8 protein-coding genes and 1 pseudogene are annotated in these 18,850 nt (G+C 76.6%); 6 read left to right on the top strand and 3 right to left on the bottom strand.

Annotated features, from left to right (window positions below; all coding sequences use genetic code 11):
* Positions 1-9 precede the first annotated feature (9 nt).
* From AB0D44_RS27775 to AB0D44_RS27765, 3 genes are all read right to left on the bottom strand, one after another.
* Positions 10-1,302 carry a cytochrome P450 gene (locus AB0D44_RS27775; protein ID WP_362595830.1) on the bottom strand — a complete coding sequence of 431 codons (1,293 nt, stop codon included), beginning with the start codon at positions 1,300-1,302 and terminating at the stop codon, positions 10-12.
* A gap of 82 nt (positions 1,303-1,384) precedes the next feature.
* Positions 1,385-2,734 (bottom strand): Ig domain-containing protein, encoded by a 1,350-nt coding sequence (locus tag AB0D44_RS27770; RefSeq protein WP_362595828.1) that lies wholly within the window; start codon positions 2,732-2,734, stop codon positions 1,385-1,387.
* A 90-nt stretch (positions 2,735-2,824) separates the two neighbouring features.
* Complete coding sequence (locus AB0D44_RS27765) at positions 2,825-3,718, bottom strand: LysR family transcriptional regulator (RefSeq protein ID WP_362595826.1); 894 nt, start codon at positions 3,716-3,718, stop codon at positions 2,825-2,827.
* A gap of 468 nt (positions 3,719-4,186) precedes the next feature.
* Here AB0D44_RS27765 and AB0D44_RS27760 point away from each other — a divergent pair, with 468 nt between their 5' ends.
* The 6 genes and pseudogenes from AB0D44_RS27760 to AB0D44_RS27735 form a co-directional block, all read left to right on the top strand.
* Entirely contained in the window at positions 4,187-11,272 is a 7,086-nt protein-coding gene (locus tag AB0D44_RS27760) for an SDR family NAD(P)-dependent oxidoreductase (RefSeq protein WP_362595824.1), read from the top strand.
* Positions 11,265-15,971, top strand: coding sequence for a beta-ketoacyl synthase N-terminal-like domain-containing protein (locus AB0D44_RS27755; protein WP_362595822.1), 4,707 nt, complete (start codon positions 11,265-11,267; stop codon positions 15,969-15,971). Before AB0D44_RS27760 ends, AB0D44_RS27755 begins: the two co-directional genes overlap by 8 nt.
* Positions 15,961-16,278 carry an acyl carrier protein gene (locus tag AB0D44_RS27750; protein ID WP_362595820.1) on the top strand — a complete coding sequence of 106 codons (318 nt, stop codon included), beginning with the start codon at positions 15,961-15,963 and terminating at the stop codon, positions 16,276-16,278. The genes AB0D44_RS27755 and AB0D44_RS27750 overlap by 11 nt, the downstream gene beginning before the upstream one ends.
* A gap of 7 nt (positions 16,279-16,285) precedes the next feature.
* Positions 16,286-17,155: an alpha/beta fold hydrolase gene (locus AB0D44_RS27745; protein ID WP_362595818.1), complete on the top strand. Its 870-nt coding sequence runs from the start codon at positions 16,286-16,288 to the stop codon at positions 17,153-17,155.
* The gene (locus AB0D44_RS27740; RefSeq protein WP_362595816.1) at positions 17,152-18,315 is read left to right on the top strand and encodes a nucleotide disphospho-sugar-binding domain-containing protein; all 1,164 of its coding nucleotides are present in this window, start codon (positions 17,152-17,154) and stop codon (positions 18,313-18,315) included. Before AB0D44_RS27745 ends, AB0D44_RS27740 begins: the two co-directional genes overlap by 4 nt.
* A pseudogene (locus AB0D44_RS27735) lies at positions 18,312-18,850 on the top strand (class I SAM-dependent methyltransferase); the annotation flags it as partial. The gene AB0D44_RS27740 and the pseudogene AB0D44_RS27735, both read left to right, overlap by 4 nt.

Raw genomic sequence — 18,850 nt, 5'->3', positions numbered from 1 at the left:
GTCAGAACACTAGGACGCGTCCGGAGCAGTGGCGCGGGTCAGGCGGACCGGCAGGGCCTCCACGCTGTTGCCGATGAAGCTGCGCTGGTGCGGGAGTTCACCCTCGGGGACCGCGAGGTCCAGCTCGGGGAAGCGGGTGAAGAGCCGTTCCAGGGCGATGGTGGCCTCCAGCCGGGCGAGCGGGGCGCCGACGCAGTAGTGGGCTCCGTGCCCGAAGGACAGGTTGCGGGCGGCGGTGGGGCGGGTGACGTCGAAGCGGTCGGCGTCCGGGCCGTGGAAAGCCTCGTCCCGGCCGGCCGCGGTGTAGCCGGCGAGGACGGGGGTGCCCTGCGGGATCACGGTTCCGCCGACGGTCAGGTCACGGGTGGGGTAGCGGAAGGGGAACCAGCTGACCGGGCCGTCCCAGCGCAGGGTCTCGTCCACCACGTCCGACCAGCCGGCCTTCCCCTCGAGGACGAGGGCGAGCTGGTCGCGGTGGGTGCACAGGGCGCGGACCGCGTTGCTGATGAGGTTGAGGGTGGTCTCGTGGCCCGCGACGAGCATCAGCCGCATGGTGCCGACGAGTTCGGCCTCGCTGAGCCGGTCCCCGTCGTCCTCCCGGGCCGCGATGAGGGCGCTGGTGAGGTCCTCGCCGGGGCTCTGGCGGCGCGTGGCCGCGATGGTGCCGATCAGCTCGACGAGTTCGCGTACGGCCGCCATCACCTCGGCCGGGGCGGTGTCGGTCGCGATGATCACCGTGTGGGAAAGGTCGTGCAGCCGGCCGCGGTGCTCGGGATCCACACCGAGCAGCTCGCAGATGACGCTCATCGGGAGGGGCAGGGCGACGTGGGTGCGCAGGTCGGCCGTCCCGTCGGGGGACCGGGCCGCGGCGCGCTCCAGGTCGTCGAGGAGCCCGGCGGTCAGCTCCTCGACGCGCGGGCGCAGCCGTTCCACCTGGCGGGCGGTGAAGGCCTTGCCGACCAGCGCGCGCAGCCGGCGGTGGTCGTCACCGTCGGCGGTGTGCATGCCCTGGGCGTTGGCGAAGACCCGCAACGGCCAGTCCGGGGGGATGGTGCCGTCGTGCAGGGCCGGGAAGTGCCGGGCGTCCTTTGCCACGTCGGGGTGGGCGAGGAACTCCTTCAGCGCCTCGTGCCCCAGCACGACCGCGCCGGGCACCCCGCCGGGCAGCTCGACCTGCGCCACCGCGCCCTGGGTGCGCAGGCGGGCGTTGAGGGCGTGCGGGCAGCCGCCGGCGGGGTCGATCACGTGCGGGGTGTCCGAGGCGTGCGGGGTGAGCGGGGCGGACGAGAGGGGGGACGACAAGCCGGTTCTCCTGACCTGGTGTGCGGAACTCGCTCAACAGTGCGGCTGGCGGGGCCGGTTGCACAAGTCCGCCCCGCCGTGCTCAGAACCAGGTGACGGTGAGCGCGAAGGCCGTTCCGGCCGTGCCCCCCGTGGAGTCGGTCGCGGTGGCGGTGACCTGGAGGGTCCCGCTGCCCCAGGGCTTGCCGGTGATGCGTCCGGTGGAACCGTCGAGGCTCAGGCCCCACGGCAGGCCGGTGGCGGCGTAGCGGACGGGGGGCTTGCCTCCCGTAGCGGTGAGCTGGATGGTGCAGGACTGGTTGAACTTGCAGGTCTGCGGACCGGGGTTGGCGAGCTTGAGACCACCGGGTGTGGGGGTCGGAGTGGGGGTGGGGGTGGGGGTGGGGGTGGGCGTCGGGGTCGGGGTCGGGGTCGGCGTGGGGGTCGGGGTCGGGGTCGGCGTGGGGGTCGGGGTCGGGGTCGGCGTGGGGGTCGGCGTCGGGGTGGTGCCGCATCCCGGGGTGGCCTCCGGGGGCAGGGGGACGCGCCAGATCTGGGTGTCGTTCTCCGATCCGACGAGCAGGTTCGCGCAGTCGGCGTAGGTCACCGTCTCGCCCTGCGATTGGGCGGGCAGGGCGACGTCCGCCAGCTTGGCCCCCGAGGTGCCGTACACCGAGGCCGTGTTGGCCCCCAGCGGCCCGCCGCTGCGCAGGGTGTATGAGGCGCCCGTCGGCGAGAACGCCCCGTCGGTGGCGAAGACCGGGCCCGGCCGGACCGCGGTCAGGGTGTTGACCTGTCCGGCCACCGGGGGCAGCGGGGCCTGGTACAACTGGCCCGCGGAACCGATGAGTTTGCTGGCGACGTAGATCCTGCCGGTGCCGGGGTCGGCGAGCAGGGACTCGGCGTCGTGCTTGCCGTCCGCGTAGGCGAACCGGTAGGTCACCGGCGTCACCGTGGCGTTGGCGAGCTGCTCGGGCTCCGCGAAGGCGTGCACGGAGATCTCCGCGCGGCCGCTGAAGTTGTCCCCGATGTCACCGACCAGGATCGTCGGGCCGCCCGCGGCGTCCTTGCCGATCGCCAGGGCCTCCCAGTCGGTGTTGCCGGCGCCCGAGACGGTGAGCGTGGCCACGAGCCGGCCGGTGGCGGCGGTGCAGTCGATCGCGAAGACCTGGTTGGTGTTGCCGCTGTCGTTGACGGCGTAGACGACGCCCGGGTGGCGGTGGCTCATGGCGAGGCCGCTCTGTTCGGCCAGGCCGCCGGGCAGGGTGCACGCACGCTCCGGCGCGAGGGCGTCGGCGGACGTCGCGGCGGGCGGGGCCGGGCCGGTGGAGGCCGCGGCAGTGGAAGCCGTGGCGCTGGCGCTGGTCATCCAGGCGACGGCGGGCAGGATCGTGGCGAGGGCCGCGGTCGCGAGGGCGGCGGCGGCCCGACGGGGTGCGAGGGCTCGGGACATGCCCACAATGTGATGGGACGTCAGTCGGTGGCACCAGGCCACATCGCCTCCCCTTCGAGCATCGTTCAATGCCGGATCGGCATGCTTCGGTCAGCGCACCGGCTCCCGTACGGGCGCCTTGTGCCCGGCGTGGGCGATGAAGGCGCGGGCCGCGCGGCTGAGGGGGCGCCGGGCGTGCGCGATGCCCACCGGACGCAGCAGGGGCGGCGTGAAGGAACGTATCTCCGCCCGGCTTCCGAAGGCTCGCAGCACCACGTCCCGGTACCAGATGAGGGATCCTCGGCCGTCGGTCACGCCCGTCACCCAGGCGAGGCGCTCGTCGACCTCGAGGGCGGGCACGGGCCGTACGCCGAGGCAGCTGAACATGGCCTCCATCTCGGTGCGCCGGCCGGTCCCCGGCGTGGGCAGCACCATCGGCAGGCCGTCCAGCATCCGGAACGGCAGCGGATGCGGCAGCCTGGAGCCGAGCGGAGAGATCAGCACGACCTCGCGCTCCTGGATGAAGTGGGTGGACAGCTCCTGGTCGATGGGCAGGTCGACGAGGGCCAGCTCGGACCGCCCTTGGGTCAGTTCCTCGACCAGGGCCTCCCGGCTGTCGTACTGCTGGAGCCGGACGTCCACCCCGGGATGCCGCTCGGTGAAGGCCGCGACCAGGTCGGATGCGAGATCGAGGGCCAGGGTGGGCGTGGTGACGAGGGCGAGAGCGCCACGGGCGTTCTTGCCGTGCGGGGTCCCTATGTCGTCGATGGCCTCCACCGCGTTGAGCACGGTGCGGGCCAGCCGGACGACCCGGGCCCCCTCCGGCGTGAGGTCCACCCCCCTTCCCCGGCGGGCCAGGAGTTCCACGCCCAGGTCGCGTTCCATGGCCTGCACGGCCCGGGACAGGGCGGACTGGGCGACGAACACCGAAGCGGCGGCGCCGGTGATGGACCGGCAGTCGGCGACGGCGACGAGGTAGCGGAGCTGCGCGAGAGTGGGGGTCATGACCGGACGGTAACCGCGCGAGGCCGTACCTGTAAGGGCTCGTCGGGTGAACAACCGGCCGGGCCCGGCGCGGCGTTGATGCCCGGTCGGCGGTGAGGCATGCCGGTGCGGCATGCCCGCGGGGATGTGCCGCCACGGCCCGCGCGGCCCGGCCCGGCCGGTCGCGCGGGAATCGCCCCAGGCCAGCGGCTCGGCGGAGGCGCGGCGGGGGCCCGCCCGGGGTGCGTGCCGGGTCGTCCGCGCAGGCCGATAACGCGAAGCATCGTATTCCGCATGGCTGTTGACAGTGCGAGACGGCCCCCGCACGATGCATCGCGGCGTGAGGGTGTTTGACCACTGCTCAAGCCCGCCGTACCGGTGGCGGGCCGCCCGGCCGATGTGCGAGACCGACGCATCCCCGTTCTCACTTTCTTCCGTTCTTCCGCTCTGTACTGCGCCATGTCACACAGCATTGGAAGAGGAGCGCCCGTGACCCCCCATCCCCCGCAGTCCGCCGCCGTCCGCGATCTGGTCGTCGCGGTGACCCCGTTCGAGGAACCCCATCCGCGGATCGTGATCGCCGCCGAGCGCGCCGGCGCCCTCGGTCTGCTCGACCTCGGGCGGGACCCGGCCGCCGCGCGGCGGGCCTTCGCGGAGCTGGCCCACCGGCTCGGCGGCGGCGGAGCCGGGGATGACGACGTGCGGAGCGGCGGCGGCGCCGGGAGTGACGGCGCGGGCAGGGGCGCCGGGAGTGACGGCGCGGGCAGCGGCGGCGGGCGGTACGGGGTGCGGGTGCCCGCAGGGTGCCCGCTCGGCCCCGGGGAGCTGCCGCCCGCGGTGGACACCGTCCTGCTCGCAGAGCCGGCGGCCCACACCCCCGAGCAGGTGGCCGCCTGGGCCGCGGCGGCCGGGCGGCCCCGGGTGTGGGCCGAGGTCACCAGCCGCGCCGAGGCCGGGGCCGCCGTGGCCGCCGGGGCGGACGCGCTGGTCGCCAAGGGCCACGAGGCCGGCGGCCGGGTGGGCGAAACGACGACCTTCGTGCTGCTCCAGCAGCTGCTCGGCGACCCTTCGGCCCCCTGGGCCGGGGTGCCGGTGCGCGCCTACGGCGGCATCGGGCCGCACACGGCGGCCGCGGCCGTGGCGGGCGGGGCGGCGGGCGTGCTGCTCGACGTACAGCTCGCGCTGACGGCCGAGGGCGAGGCGGGCCTGCCCGCGGACGTGGTCGCGGCGCTGCGGGCGATGGACGGCTCCGAGACCCGGCTGGCCGACGGGCACCGGGTCTTCGCGCGCCCCGACTTGCCCCTTCCCGAGGGGCCGGTGCCGGCCCTGCTGGGTGCCCGGGACCTGCGGACCCAGCTGCTGCCCGTCGGACAGGACGCGGCCGCGGCCGCCCGGCTGGCTGCGCGGCACCGGACGGCCGGCGGGGTGCTCCAGGCGGTCCGGGCGGCCGTTGCCGGGCACCTGGCCGCTGCCGTGCGGGCCCGGCCACTGGCCCGGCCGCTGCCCGTCGCCCAGGGTCCGATGACCCGGGTGAGCGACAAGGCGGCCTTCGCCGAGGCGGTGGCGGCCGCGGACGGGGTCCCGTACCTGGCCCTCGCCGTGATGGAGGGCCCGGACGTGCGCAGGCTGCTGGCCGAGAGCGCCGAGCGGCTCGGAAACCGCCCCTGGGGCGTGGGCCTGCTCGGCTTCGCCCCGGCCGAGCTCCGCAAGGAGCAGCTGGCCGCCGTGGCCGAGGCCCGCCCCCCGTACGCGATCATCGCGGGCGGCACTCCGGCGCAGGCGGCCCCGCTGGAGGCCGCCGGCATCCGGACCCACCTGCACGTGCCCTCGCCGGGGCTGCTGGAGCGGTATCTCGCGGAGGGCGCGCGGCGGTTCGTGTTCGAAGGGCTGGAGTGCGGCGGCCACGTCGGTCCGCGCGCCTCGTTCCCGCTGTGGGAGGAGCAGATCGAGCTGCTGCTGTCCTGCCCCGAACCCGCAGCCCTGGACGTGCTGTTCGCGGGCGGGATCCACGACGCGCGCTCCGCCGCGATGGCGGTGGCGGCCGCCGCGCCACTTGCCGAACGCGGGGCCAGGGTCGGCGTGTTGATGGGCACCGCCTACCTGTTCACCGAGGAGGCCGTGGCGGCGGGCGCGGTGCTGGAGGGCTTCCAGCGGGTGGCCGTGGAGTGCGCGGACACCGTGCTCCTGCACACCGCACCCGGGCACGCGACCCGGTGCGCGGCCACCCCGTACGCCGAGACCTTCGAGGCGACCCGGCGGCGCCTCACGGACAGCGGCGCCGAGCCGCGCGCCGTGTGGGAGGAGCTCGAGCGGCTGAACCTGGGGCGGCTGCGGATCGCGGCGAAGGGACTTCGGCGCGGGGCCGACGGCGCGGCCCTGGAGGCCGTGGACGCCGAACGGCACTACGCGGACGGCCTGTTCATGCTCGGGCAGGCCGCCACCCTTCACGCGGGGACCACGACGGTCGCCGCACTGCACGCCGAGGTCACCGAGGGGGCGACCGAGCTGCTGGAGCGGCGGGCCCGGGAGTTCGCCGCGGCCGCCGCCGAGCCGGCCCCGGCCGCGGACCCCCTCGACATCGCCATCGTCGGAATGGCCTGCGCCTATCCGGGCGCCCCCGATCTGGCCTCCTACTGGGCGCGGATCCTGTCCGGGGCGGACGCGGTGACCGAGGTGCCGGCCGAACGCTGGGACCCCGAGCTGTACTACGACCCCGACCCGGCCCGGGCCGGTGAGCGCACCCCCTCCCGCTGGGGCGGCTTCCTCGGCCCGGTGCCCTTCGACGCCCTCGCGCACGGCATCCCGCCCGCCTCGCTCTCCGGGATCGAACCGGTCCAGCTGCTGGCCCTGGAGATCTCGGCGCGGGCCCTCGGCGACGCCGGATACGGCAAGGGCCGCGAGTTCGACCGGACCCGGACCTCCGTGGTCTTCGGCGCCGAGGCGGGCACCGAACTGGCGGGCGCCTACGGGCTGCGCGCCCTGCACCCCGCCTACCTGGGCGAGCTGCCGGCCGAGCTGGACGGTCAACTGCCGCGGCTCACCGAGGACTCCTTCCCCGGGATCCTCGCCAACGTGATCGCCGGCCGGGTCGCCAACCGCCTCGACCTCGGCGGCGCGAACTGCACGGTCGACGCGGCCTGCGCCTCCTCGCTCGCCGCGCTGGACCTGGCCTGCCGCCAACTGCGCGACCTGGACAGCGACATGGTCATCTGCGGCGGGGCGGACGTGCACAACGGCATCAACGACTACCTGATGTTCGCCTCCGTGCGCGCCCTGTCCCCCACCGGGCGCTGCCGGCCCTTCGACGCGGCAGCCGACGGGATCGCGCTCGGCGAAGGCGTGGGGGCGCTGGTGCTCAAGCGGCTCGCGGACGCGGAGCGGGACGGCGACCGGGTGTACGCGGTGATCAAGGCGGTCGGCGCGTCCAGCGACGGCCGGTCCCTCGGGCTCACCGCGCCCCGGCCGGAGGGGCAGCGACGCGCGCTGGAGCGGGCCTACACCCGGGCGGGCGTCTCCCCCGGCCAGGTGGGCCTCGTCGAGGCGCACGGCACCGGCACGGTGGTCGGCGACAGCACCGAACTGGCGGTGCTGAGCGAGCTGTTCACCGCGCACGGGGCGGCTGCGGGCTCGTGCGCGCTGGGCTCGGTGAAATCGCAGCTCGGGCACACCAAGTGCGCGGCCGGGCTGGCCGGGCTGATCAAGGCCGCCCGGGCGGTCCATGCGGGCGTGCGGCCGCCGACGCTGCACATCGACGCGCCGAACCCGGCCTGGCGGCCCGAGAGCAGCCCCTTCGCCTTCGACACCGAGGCGCGACCCTGGGCGGCGCCCCCGCAGCGGCGGATCGCCGGGGTGAGCGCCTTCGGCTTCGGCGGAACCAACTACCACGCCATTCTCACCGGTTACGCGGGCGCCGACGAGCCGCGCCACGGCCTGGAGGAGTGGCCGGCCGAACTGTTCTGCTTCCGCGGCGAGGACCGGCGGGCGGCGGGCCGGTCGATGGCGCGGCTCGCCGCCAGGCTGGAGGAGAACGACGCGGCAGGGCAGCCGTGGCCCCTGCGCGACCTCGCGGCGGAGGCGGCGGCCACCGGCTCCGGCCCGGTGCACGTCGCGGTCGTCGCCGCCGGCCCGGACGAGCTGGCGGCCCGGCTGGAGCAGGCCCGGGCCTTCACCGCGGGCCCGGGGGTCCACGTACGGGAGGAGTCGGCCGATCCGGGTCGGGTCGCGTTCCTGTTCCCCGGCCAGGGCAGCCAACGCCCCGGGATGCTCGGTGAGTTGTTCATGGCCTTCCCGGCCCTGCGCGGGCTCCTGGACGCGGCGGCGGCTCCGGTGGTCTCGGCGGTGTTCCCGCCGACGGCCTTCACCGCGCAGGGGCGGGCCGCCCAGCGGGCGGCGGTCACCGACACCCGGGTGGCCCAACCCGCGCTCGGACTGACCGGAGCGGCGGCGCACCGGCTGCTGACCGGCCTCGGCGTCCGGCCGGACTGCGTGGCCGGGCACTCGTACGGGGAGATCACCGCGCTCTGGGCGGCCGGGGCCTATGACACGGAGGACCTGCTGCGGCTGAGTGCCCGCCGGGCCGAGGCGATCCTGGCGGCCGCCGGAGCGGATCCGGGATCGATGGCAGCGGTGTCGGCCGCGCCGCAGGAGGTACGGGAGACCGCCGAGCGGGCCGGGTGCGTGGTCGCGAACCACAACTCCCCCCGGCAGTGCGTGATCTCGGGACCGACGCAGGCCGTGTCGGCGGCCGTCGCGGCGCTGCGCGAGGCGGGTCTGTCGGCCGAACCGCTGCCCGTGGCCTGCGCGTTCCACAGCGAGGTGGTCTCCGGAGCGGCGAGCGCCCTCGCCGCCGAGCTGGCGCGGACGGACGTGTCCGCGCCGGGCATCCCCGTCTGGTCGAACACCACGGCCGCCCCGTACCCGGCCGACGCCGAAGGGGTACGGAGCCTTGCCGCACGCCAGGTCGCGGAGCCGGTCCGGTTCGTGGAGCAGGTGGAGGCGATGTACGCGGCCGGGGTCCGCACGTTCGTGGAGGCGGGGCCCGGCCGGGTCCTGTCCGGGCTGACCTCCCGGATCCTCGGCGAGCGGCCGCACACGGTGGTCCCGCTGGACGTGCCGGGCGAGCACGGCCTGGTCCGGCTCGTCACGGCGCTGGCCGAACTGGCGGCGGCGGGCGTGCCGGTGGCGCCGGAGGCGCTGTTCCGCGGCCGGACGTGCGCCCTGCCCGACCGCGCCCCGCGCCGGCCGGGCTGGCTGGTGGACGGCCACCTGGTGCGCACCGCCGACGGTGCCCCGGTGGCCGGTGGCCTGCGGCCCGCCCGCCGGGTGCCTCCGGCCGTGGTGCAGGGGGCGGCCTCGGGTGCGGGTGCGGGTGCGGGTGCGGGTGCGGGTGCGGGTGTCTCCATGGATACGGGTGCCCGTGCCGTTTCGGGTCCGGCCCCGGCTCCGGGCGCCGACCCGCGTGAGCGGGCGGTGCTGGAGTACCTCCGGGGCACCCGTGAGCTGGTCGAGGCGCAGCGGGAGGTCCTGCTGGGCTACCTGGGCGCATCCCCGGGTGCGCCGCGCCCGGACCTCCGGGCGGGCACGGCCGACCCGTGGGCCGAGGCCCGGCCGGTCCTCCCGCCGGGAACCGCCCACGACGCGTGGCCCGAGGCCGAGGGCCCGGGCGCGGCGCCGTCCGGCGACCTGCTCCCGGCGCCGGCGGACGGCGCCCGGGCGGTCCGGTCCGCGGAAGAGGTCATGGAGGCGGTCCTGGAGATCGTCCACACCCGGACCGGATACCCGAGGGACATGCTCGACCCCGGGCTGGACCTGGAGGCGGACCTGTCCATCGACTCCATCAAGCGGGTCGAGATCATCGGCGCCCTGGCCGACCGGATCGGGCTGCCCCAGGACCCGGGCGGATCCGCCGAGTCCGCGGTCGAGGAACTGTCCCGGATCAAGACGCTGCGCGGGATCGTGGACTGGGTCACCTCCCGCACCGGGGAACCGGAACCGGAACCTGACCCCGCCTCCGAACTCGACCCCGACCCCGCCTCCGAACCCGTCCGCGGAGCAGCCCCGGTAGCGGAACCGGAACGGGCGGCACGAGCAGGCGCGGCACCGGAAGCGGGATCCGCCGTGACGCCGGAAGCGGGGTCCGCCGTGACGCCCGGAGCGGAGTCCGCCGTGGTACCGGTGGCCCGGCTGCGGGTGGACACCGTCCCCCTCCCGGTGCCCGCCGGGGACCCGGAGGCCCTGCGCGACCTGCGGATCGGGGTCGTCGAGGACGGACAGGGCCTCGCCCCGGCCCTCTGCGCGGCCTTGCGCGCGTACGGGGCCGAGCCGCACCCGCTCACCGAAGCCGGGCCCGGCTACGACGGGATCGTGGACCTGACCGCCCTGCGGACCGGCGCCGAGCCCGTCCTCCCCCAGGTCTTCCCCGGGCTGCGGCGCACGCTGACCGGCGGGACGCCCCGGCTGCTGCTCGTCACCGCGACCGGTACCCCCGGCGCCGGTCTGCACGGCTTCGCGCGCAGCGCCGCCCTCGAGTTCCCCGGGGCGCTGGTCCGCGCCGTGGACGTGCACCCCAAGGAGGCCGCCGAACAGATCGCCGCCCAGCTCCTCGCCGAACTGCGCTGCGGGGCGGCGGACGGGCCGGCCTCGGTCGGCTACACGGCCGAGGCGCTCCGCGTCACCCGCCGCCCGGTGCCCGCTCCGCTCGCCCCGGCCGGGGACGGCCCGCCGCTCGGCCCCGGCTCGGTGGTCCTGCTCACCGGCGGGGCCCGCGGGATCACCGCCCGGACCGCGCTCGCGCTGGCCCGCGCCACCGGCTGCCACGTGGAACTCCTCGGGCGCACCCCCGAACCCGCGCCGGAGCCGGACGGGTTCGGGCAGGCCACCGACCGGGTGGCGCTGCGCGCCGCGCTGATCGCCACGGGGCTGCGGACGCCCGCCGAGATCGAGGCGGCCGCTTCGAGGATCCTGGCCGCTCGCGAGGTACGGGCCACGCTGGCGGCCCTGGCGACGGCCGCGGCCTCCGTCCGCTACCACTGCGCGGACGTCACGGACGAGGGGGCCGTACGGGCCGTGGTGGCGGACGTGCGCGCCCGGCACGGCCGGCTGGACGGCATCGTGCACGGCGCGGGGGTGCTGCGTGACGGCCTGCTGCGCGACAAGCAGCCGGCGGACTTCGCCGAGGTGTTCACGACCAAGGTGGCGGGGGCCCGGCACCTGGCCGCCGCGGCCGCCGAGCACGGGCCGGGGCCCGCACCCCGGTTCCTGGCCCTGTTCGGCAGCGTCGCCGGGGTCTACGGGAACCGCGGCCAGTGCGACTACGCGGCGGCCAACGACGCCCTCGACGGTCTGGCGCGCACCTGGGCGGAGTCCTTCCCGGGCCGGGTGCTGTCCGTGGACTGGGGGCCGTGGGCGGCGGATGCGGGCGGGATGGTGACGCCCGAGCTGGAGCGCGCGTACGCCCGGCGCGGCATCCCGCTCATCGCACCCGAGGCGGGTACCGCCGCGTTCCTGGACGAACTGGCGCACGGGAGCGACGTCCAGGTGGTCCTGATGGCGGAGGGGGCCGGCAGCGATGAGTGAGCGGCAGCGGCGCGGCCCGCGTCCGACCGACGCGGCGATCGTCGGAATGGGCGCGGTGTTCCCCGGCGCCGCCGACCTGGCCGCCTACCGGCGCAACCTCATGGCCGGTACGGACTCCATCCGCGAGGTCCCGCCGGGGCGTTGGGACCCCGAGGTGTACTACGACCCGGCGGGCGCCGCAGGGCCGGCTGCGGGCGACCGCTTCTACTGCCGGCGCGGCGGGTTCGTCGACGGCCTGGCCGCCTTCGACCCGACCCGGTTCGGGATCATGCCGGCCGCCGTGGAGGGGGCCGAGCCCGATCAGATGCTGGCCCTGCACGCGACGGCCGAGGCCGTCGCGGACGCGGGCGGCGAGGCCCGGCTGCCGGCCGACCGGTCCCGGATCGGGGTGGTGCTGGGGCGCGGCGGCTTCATGGGTGTGGCCACGGCCCGGCTGGACCAGCGGGTGCGCACCGCACACCAGTTGGCGCAGACCCTGCGGGAGCTCGCGCCGGAGCTCGGCGAGCGGCGGATCGCCCGGGTGCGCACCGCCTTCCAGGAGGCGCTGGGACCGGAGCGTCCGGACGCCTCGATCGGCCTGGTGCCGAGCTTCACCGCCGCCCGCACGGCGAACCGGCTGGACTTCCGCGGCCCCGCCTACACCCTGGACGCGGCCTGCGCCTCCTCGCTGCTGGCGGTGGACCAGGCGGTCGGTCTGCTGGCGGGCGGCCGCTGCGACGCTGTGGTCGCGGGGGCCGTGCACCACTGCCACATCGCGACGCTGTGGAGCGTGTTCACGCAGCTGCGGGCGCTGAGCCCGAGCGAGCGGATCCGGCCCTTCGACCGGCGGGCGGACGGGACCCTGCTCTCCGAGGGCACCGGGGTGGTGCTGCTGAAGCGGCTCGCCGACGCGGAGCGGGACGGCGACCGCGTCTACGCGGTGATCCGCGGGACGGGGGTGGCCGGGGACGGCCGGGCGGTGAGCCTGATGAGCCCCCTGGTCGCGGGGCAGGTACGGGCCCTGGAGCGGGCCTGGCGGGAGGCCGGGCTGGATCCGCGGGCCCCGGGCGCGCTGGGCCTGCTGGAGGCGCACGGCACGGGGACGCCGGTGGGTGACGCGGCTGAACTCGACACCCTCGCCCAGGTGTTCGGGCCGCCCGAGGTGGGGGGACGGGGGATCGGCTTCGGTTCGGTGAAGTCGATGCTCGGCCACACGATGCAGGCCTCCGGCATGGCCGGCCTCATCAAGGCCGCCCTCGCGGTGCACGAGGGCGTGCTGCCGCCGACGCTGCACCTGGAGGAGCCGCACCCGGACCTGGCCGCGACGCGGATGCGCCCGGTGACGGCGGCGGAGCCGTGGGAGCGCGGACCGTCGCCCCGCCGGGCGGGGGTCAACGCGTTCGGCTTCGGCGGGATCAACGCGCACGTGGTGCTGGAGGAGGCTCCCGGCGCCGGCCGGCCGGCCGCTCCGGCGCGGCGCTTCCTGCCGCTGGGAGCCGCCGCCGTACCGATGGGTCCGGCCCGCGCCCGGGAAGACGTACTGCGGCTCGCGGCGGACAGCCCGGCGGAGTTGTCCGCCCTGCTGGCCTCGGGAACTGCCACGTCGGGCGGTTCCGGGCCGTGCCGGCTGGCGGTGGTCGGGCCCACGCCCCAGCGCCTCGCGCTCGCCGCGAAGGCGGTGGCGCGCGGCCGTCCCTGGCGGGGACGGGGGGACGTGTGGTTCGCCCCGGAGCCGCTGGGCGGCCGGATCGCGTTCCTGTTCCCGGGCCTGGAGCCGGAGTTCGCGCCGGTCCTCGACGACGTGGCGGACCGGCTGGGTCTGGCCCAACCGCAGCTCACCCGCGGCTCGTCGCTGGTCGAACGGGCCCTGGACGCGATCACGACCGGCCGCTTCTTCGCCGAGGTCCTGCCCTGCCTCGGCATCGAGGCCGACGTACTGGCGGGCCACAGCCTGGGCGAGTGGGCGGCGATGGTCGCCGCCGGCATGTACCCGAAGGAGGCGGCCGACACCTTCCTCGGCTCCCTGCGGCCGGACGACCTGCGGGTCCCGGACCTCGTCTACGCGGCACTGGGCTGCGGTGCCCGGCGGGCGGAGGCGGCCCTGCACGGGGTGGACCGGGTGGTGGTCAGCCACGACAACTGCCCGCACCAGTCGGTGATCTGCGGAGAACCGGGGGAGGTGGCCTCCGTGGTGGCCCGGTTGCGCGCCGACGGAGTGCTCGGGCAGGAACTGCCGTTCCGTTCGGGCTTCCACACCCCGATGTGGGAGCCCTATCTCGGCCAGGTCCGGGCCGCTTTCGCGCGACTTCCGCTGCGGGCCGGCTCCCTGCCCGTCTGGTCGGCCACGACCTGTGCGCCGTTCCCCTCCGACCCCGGTGGCGTACGGGAGTTGGTCATCCGCCACCTGCTGGAGCCGGTCCGCTTCCGCGAACTGACCCTGCGCCTCTACGAGGAGGAGGGCGTGCGCTCCTTCGTCACGCTGGGCCCCGGCAGCCTGGCGGGTTTCGTCGAGGACACCCTGCGCGAGCACCCGCACCTGTCGGTGTCCGTCTCCTCCCCCCGGCTCGGCGGCGTGGCGGCGCTGCGCCGCGCGTGCGCCGCGCTCTGGGCGGAGGGCCGTGCGCCGCGCTGGGACCGGCTGGCCGAGCCGGCGGCCGCAGCGGGCCCCGCGGCCGGCGGGGCGACGGCGGCGGGCCCCGCAGCCGCCCCGGCCGGCGGGCCCCCGGGCGCACCCCGTCCGGCCGCCGGCCGCAGCGTGCCGCTGGACCTCGGCTCGCCGCTGGTCCGGATCGGCGAGGAGGCCAGGGCCGCGCTGCGCGGCCTGCTGGCGCCGCCGGTACCGGGCACACCTGGAACCCCGGAGACACCGGGCCGAGCGGGCACACCCGGGACCCCGGGCACACCGGACCGAGCGGGCACACCCGGGACCCCGGGCGCACCCGGCTCACCGGGCGCACCGGGCGCACCGGGCACCCCACGCCGGGCAGGCGCACCGGGGACACCCCCGGAGCCCGGCCCCCGGCCGGTCCTGCTGTCCGCCCTGGACGCGGTGCTCGCCGACACGGGCGCTGCCGCCCGGAGCGTCACGGAGGCCTGGTCGGCCGTGCGGCGCCCGGCCGCGGCGCCCGCGCCGGGCCCGGCCAACGGCGGCCCGGGAAGGGCGGGGAAGGAACGCCTGCACCTGTCCCTGGCCACGCTCCCGTACGTACGGGACCACTGCGTCTACCTCCAGCCCGACGACTGGCCCGAGGAATCCGACCGGTTCCCCGTCGTCCCCATGACCACCATGCTGGAGCTGGCCGCCGAGGCCGCACTGCGGCACGCCCCGCCCGGTCTCCACGTCGTCGGGTACGAGGACGTACGGGCGCTGCGCTGGCTGGCCGTCGAACCGGCCGTCGACGTCGAGGTCGGCGTCCGGGGCGACGGCCCCGGCCGGGCGCGGGTCACCCTCGGCCCCTACGCCTCGGTGGTCGTGCTGCTCGGCGAGCGGTACGCGCGGCCGCCCGCGCCCGACACCACGCCCCTGCGCGATCCGGCGCCGGCCCCCGTCAGCGCCGAGGCCCTCTACCGGGACCGGTGGATGTTCCACGGGCCGCGGTTCGCCGCCGTGCACGAGGTGCGCACCGTCGCTTCGGACGGCATCGAAGGGGTCCTGCGGGCGCTCCCCGACCCCGGGGCGCTGCTCGACGCCGCCGGTCAGCTCTTCGGGCACTGGATGCAACTGCGGCTGCCGGTCGACCGGTTGGTGTTCCCCGCCACCGTGGACCGCATCCGCTTCGCCGGGCCCCCGCCGGCCGCCTCGGCCCTGGTCCACGCCACGGCCCGGATCCGGGAGGTGCGCGACACCACCGTGCGCGGTGACCTGGAGCTGCGCCGGGCCACCGGCGAGGTGTGGGCCCGGATCGAGGGGTGGACCTACCGCCGGTTCGGGGCCGACGAGCGGGTCTGGCCGATGAAGTTCACCCCGGAGGTGTGCGGCATCGGCGAGCCGCAGCCGGAGGGCTGGTGCCTGGCCCGCCGCCGGTGGACCGATCCCGCCTCGCAGGAGCTGGTGATGCGCCGCTACCTCGGCGCCGCCGAGCGGGCGGCGTACGAGCGGCTGTCGCCGCGCGCCCGGGCGCCCTGGCTGCTCGGCCGGATCGCCGCCAAGGACGCGCTGCGCGGCCTGCTGTGGGAGGCCGGGGCCGGGCCGGTGTTCCCCGCGGAGGTGCCGATCGGCAACGACTCCGCCGGCCGGCCGCTCGCCGGGGGTCCGCTCGCCCGGGGCCTGCGGCTGTCCATCGCCCACAAGGACCGGATCGCGGTCGCCCTCGCGCACCCCGCCCGCGCGGTCGGCATCGACGTGGAGCAGGTCACCGCCGACCCCGACGCGCTGGTCCGGATCGCCCTCGGACCGGAGGAACTGCGGCTCGCGCAGCGGCTGGCCGCCTGCGAGGGCGCCGGCCTGCCGGCCGCCCTGACCGCCGTGTGGTGCGCCAAGGAGGCCGCGGCCAAGGCCGAGGGCAGCGGACTCGGCGGCCGCCCCCGGGACTGGCGCGTCACCGAGGACCCGGAATCCGGCGCGCTGCTCGTGCGCTCCCCCGGCGGCCACCCGTACCCGGTGCGCACCGCCCTGCTCCCCACCGATCCGCAGCCCCACGTCGTCGCCTGGACCGCTCACGCGACGGCGGCGCCCTCCCCCGTCCCCTTCCACCTCACGGAGACCCGTCATGGCACCTGACATCCTCGCCGAGATCACCGGAATGCTCGTGGAGATCGTCGGCGACGAGTACCTCCTCGCGGAGGAGGTCACGATGAAGACGACGTTCAACGAGGACCTCGCGCTGGAGAGCGTCGAGTTCGTCGCCCTCGCCGAGCTCCTGCGCCACCGCTACGGCGCCGAGGTGGACCTGATGGACTTCCTGGCGGAGAAGGACATGGACGCCATCCTCGCCATGTCCGTGGGCGACCTCGTCACGCACATCGGCCGGATCACCCGTGCCTCCCTCGCCCGCTCGGGGACCGCCCCGGCCGGCTCCGCGGGCTGAGCGCGCCATGGCCTTCGTCCTCGCCAACTCGCTGCGCTTCCACGTCCAGCGGCTGCCGGCCACCGCCGAGGCAGCCCGCCCCGACCGGCCCGTGGTGGTCTTCCTGCACGGCCTGGCCGTCGACAACCTGTCCTCCTTCTACTGCCCGCTGGCGGTGCCGGTGGCCCGGGCCGGCCACGAGGCCGTCCTGTACGACCTGCGCGGGCACGGCCGCAGCGAGCGGCCGGCCGCGGGCTATGACAGCCGCACCGCCGTACGGGACCTTTTCGCCCTGCTCGGCGCGCTGGGTCTGGGCGACCGGCCGGTGCACCTGGTCGGCAACAGCTACGGGGGCACCCTCGCCCTGCACGCGGCGCTCGCCCGGCCCGGTCTCGTCGCGGGGCTGACCCTCCTCGAGCCCCCGCTCAGCGGGGCCTGGGTGGAGAACATGGTGGACACCCTGTCGGCGGCCGCGCTCAGCCTGGAGGACAGTCCCGTCCCGGCCGAACTGCGCTCCCTGCGGCTGCGCAAGGCCGCCAACCTCACGGCGATCGCCGACGACCTGCTCAACCGCACCTCGCTCATCGACGACATGGCGGCGGGCCGCACCTTCACCCCGGCCGACTACGCGCGGCTGCGCTGCCCCCTGCTGATCGTGTGCGGCGAACACTCGGAACTGGTCCCGGGAGCACGGGAACTGGCCCTGCACGCGCCGCACGGGGCGCTGCGGATCCTGCCGGGTCTGGGGCACGACGTGCTGAAGGAGACCAGCGGAGTGCTGCGGGAGGCCGTGCTGGCCCATCTCGACGCGTCGGCGGGCCTGCCTCGGCCTACGGCCCGGCAGGCGCGGGGCACCCGGGACAGCCGGGTCCCCCGGGCGGGAGCGCTGGTGCCATGAGGGTGCTGTTCACGGTTCCGCCGCTGGCTGGGCACGTCAATCCGACGGTGGCGGTCGGCGCCGAACTGACTGCTCGGGGGCACGAGGTCGCCTGGACCGGGCCCTGCGGGGTACTGGCCCGGCTGCTGCCGGCGCAGGCGCGGATCCTGCCGGCCGGCGAGGAGGCGGGCGGCGGCTACACGGCGCTGCACGCCCGCTGGCGCGATCTGCGCGGGGTCGCGGCGCTGCGGTTCCTGTGGGAGGAGGCGCTGGTGCCGCTGGCGCGGGCGATGGTACCGGGCGTGGCCGACGCCGTCCGCGCCTTCGAGCCGGACGTGCTGGTCGCCGACCAGCAGGCCCTGGCCGGACCGCTGGTCGCCGAACGGCTCGGGATCCCCTGGGCGACGTCGGCCAGCACCTCGGCGGAACTCACCCGGCCCTTCGCGGACTTCCCGAAGGTCGGAGAGTGGGTCGCGGAGCAGATCCACGGCCTGCTCGCCGAGTACGGTGCGGCGGGATCCGGCTGGGACCCGCGGTTCTCCGACCGGCTCGTCCTGGTCTTCTCCACCCCGGAACTCGTCGGCCCGGCCGAGGGGTTCCCGCCGCACTACGCCTTCGTCGGCCCGGCCTTCGGCGCCCGTCCGGCCGCTCCCGGATTCCCCTGGCAGCGGCTCGATCCGGCGCGCCGACGCGTGCTGGTGTCCCTGGGCACCCTCAACCAGCAGGCCGGCGGCCGGTTCTACGGGGCGGTGCTCGGCGCCGCCGAACACCTCGCCGAGGACGTGCAGCTGGTGCTGGCGGCGCCCCCCGCGCTGATCGGGTCCGCGCCGGGGGACCTGCTGCTGCAGGAGCGGGTGCCGCAGCTGGACCTGCTGCCCCATCTGGACGCCGTGGTCTGCCACGGCGGCCACAACACGGTATGCGAGGCCCTCGCGTTCGGTCTGCCGCTGGTGGTCGCCCCGATCCGCGACGACCAGCCCGTCGTGGCCCGCCAGGTCGTGGAGGCCGGGGCCGGGGTGCGGCTGCGGTTCGGCAGGACCCGGGCCGAGGAACTGCGCGACGCGCTCACGGCCGTGCTGGACGAGCCGGGCCCCCGCCGGTCCGCCCGTCGGATACAGGCCTCATTCGCCGCGGCGGGCGGAGCCGCCGCCGCGGCCGACCGGTTGGAGAAGCTGATATGACGCCTCCCCCGCTCCCCCGGGTCCCGTGGACCTCGGTGGTGCTGCTGGCCGCGCTCGGTGCGGGCACGGTCCGGGCCGGCCGTCGCCTGCGGGCGCTGCCGGTGCTGCCGTCCGCACCGGCCACGGCGACCGGCGTGCCCCGCGCCGCCGGATGGCGGCTGCTCACCGCTGCAGGGGTCGAGGCCGACGCGGCAACCTTCCTCGCCGCCTGTGCGCACGCCGAGCGGGAGGGGCTGCGCGTCCTGGACCTGCTGCCGGCGGATCTGGCCGCCGAGCGGGCCCTCGGGCTGCTGCGCCTGGTCGACCCCGCCCGCTACCGGCGGGACCGGCTCGGGGAGGGGCGCGGAGCCGGGTTCGCCCTGCTGGCCTCGGAGGAGGTGCTCGCCCGGGCCGGGGTGGATGCGGACGGGCCGCGCCCCGGCCCGGCGCAACTGCTCGCGCTCACCCGCCGTTTGAAGGAGTACGCCGCCGGGGCCACCGGCCTGGCGATCGCCCCCGCGCTGAGCTGCGGCCCGCCGCCCGGGGCGAGCGGGGC

Origin of the sequence: Streptomyces sp. NPDC048349, from assembly GCF_040651925.1 — a bacterium.
Lineage (GTDB): Bacteria > Actinomycetota > Actinomycetes > Streptomycetales > Streptomycetaceae > Streptomyces.
The sequence above is the reverse complement of the archived record's forward strand: the minus strand, read 5'-3'. Positions and strand labels throughout refer to the sequence as shown.

What these genes read in the sequence shown, in the direction of transcription:
- AB0D44_RS27770 (WP_362595828.1), bottom strand. Translation starts at nt 2,734, where the DNA reads ATGTCCCGAGCCCTCGCACCCCGTCGGGCCGCCGCCGCCCTCGCGACC.
- AB0D44_RS27765 (WP_362595826.1), bottom strand. Translation starts at nt 3,718, where the DNA reads ATGACCCCCACTCTCGCGCAGCTCCGCTACCTCGTCGCCGTCGCCGAC.
- AB0D44_RS27750 (WP_362595820.1), top strand. Translation starts at nt 15,961, where the DNA reads ATGGCACCTGACATCCTCGCCGAGATCACCGGAATGCTCGTGGAGATC.
- AB0D44_RS27745 (WP_362595818.1), top strand. Translation starts at nt 16,286, where the DNA reads ATGGCCTTCGTCCTCGCCAACTCGCTGCGCTTCCACGTCCAGCGGCTG.
- AB0D44_RS27755 (WP_362595822.1), top strand. Translation starts at nt 11,265, where the DNA reads ATGAGTGAGCGGCAGCGGCGCGGCCCGCGTCCGACCGACGCGGCGATC.
- AB0D44_RS27740 (WP_362595816.1), top strand. Translation starts at nt 17,152, where the DNA reads ATGAGGGTGCTGTTCACGGTTCCGCCGCTGGCTGGGCACGTCAATCCG.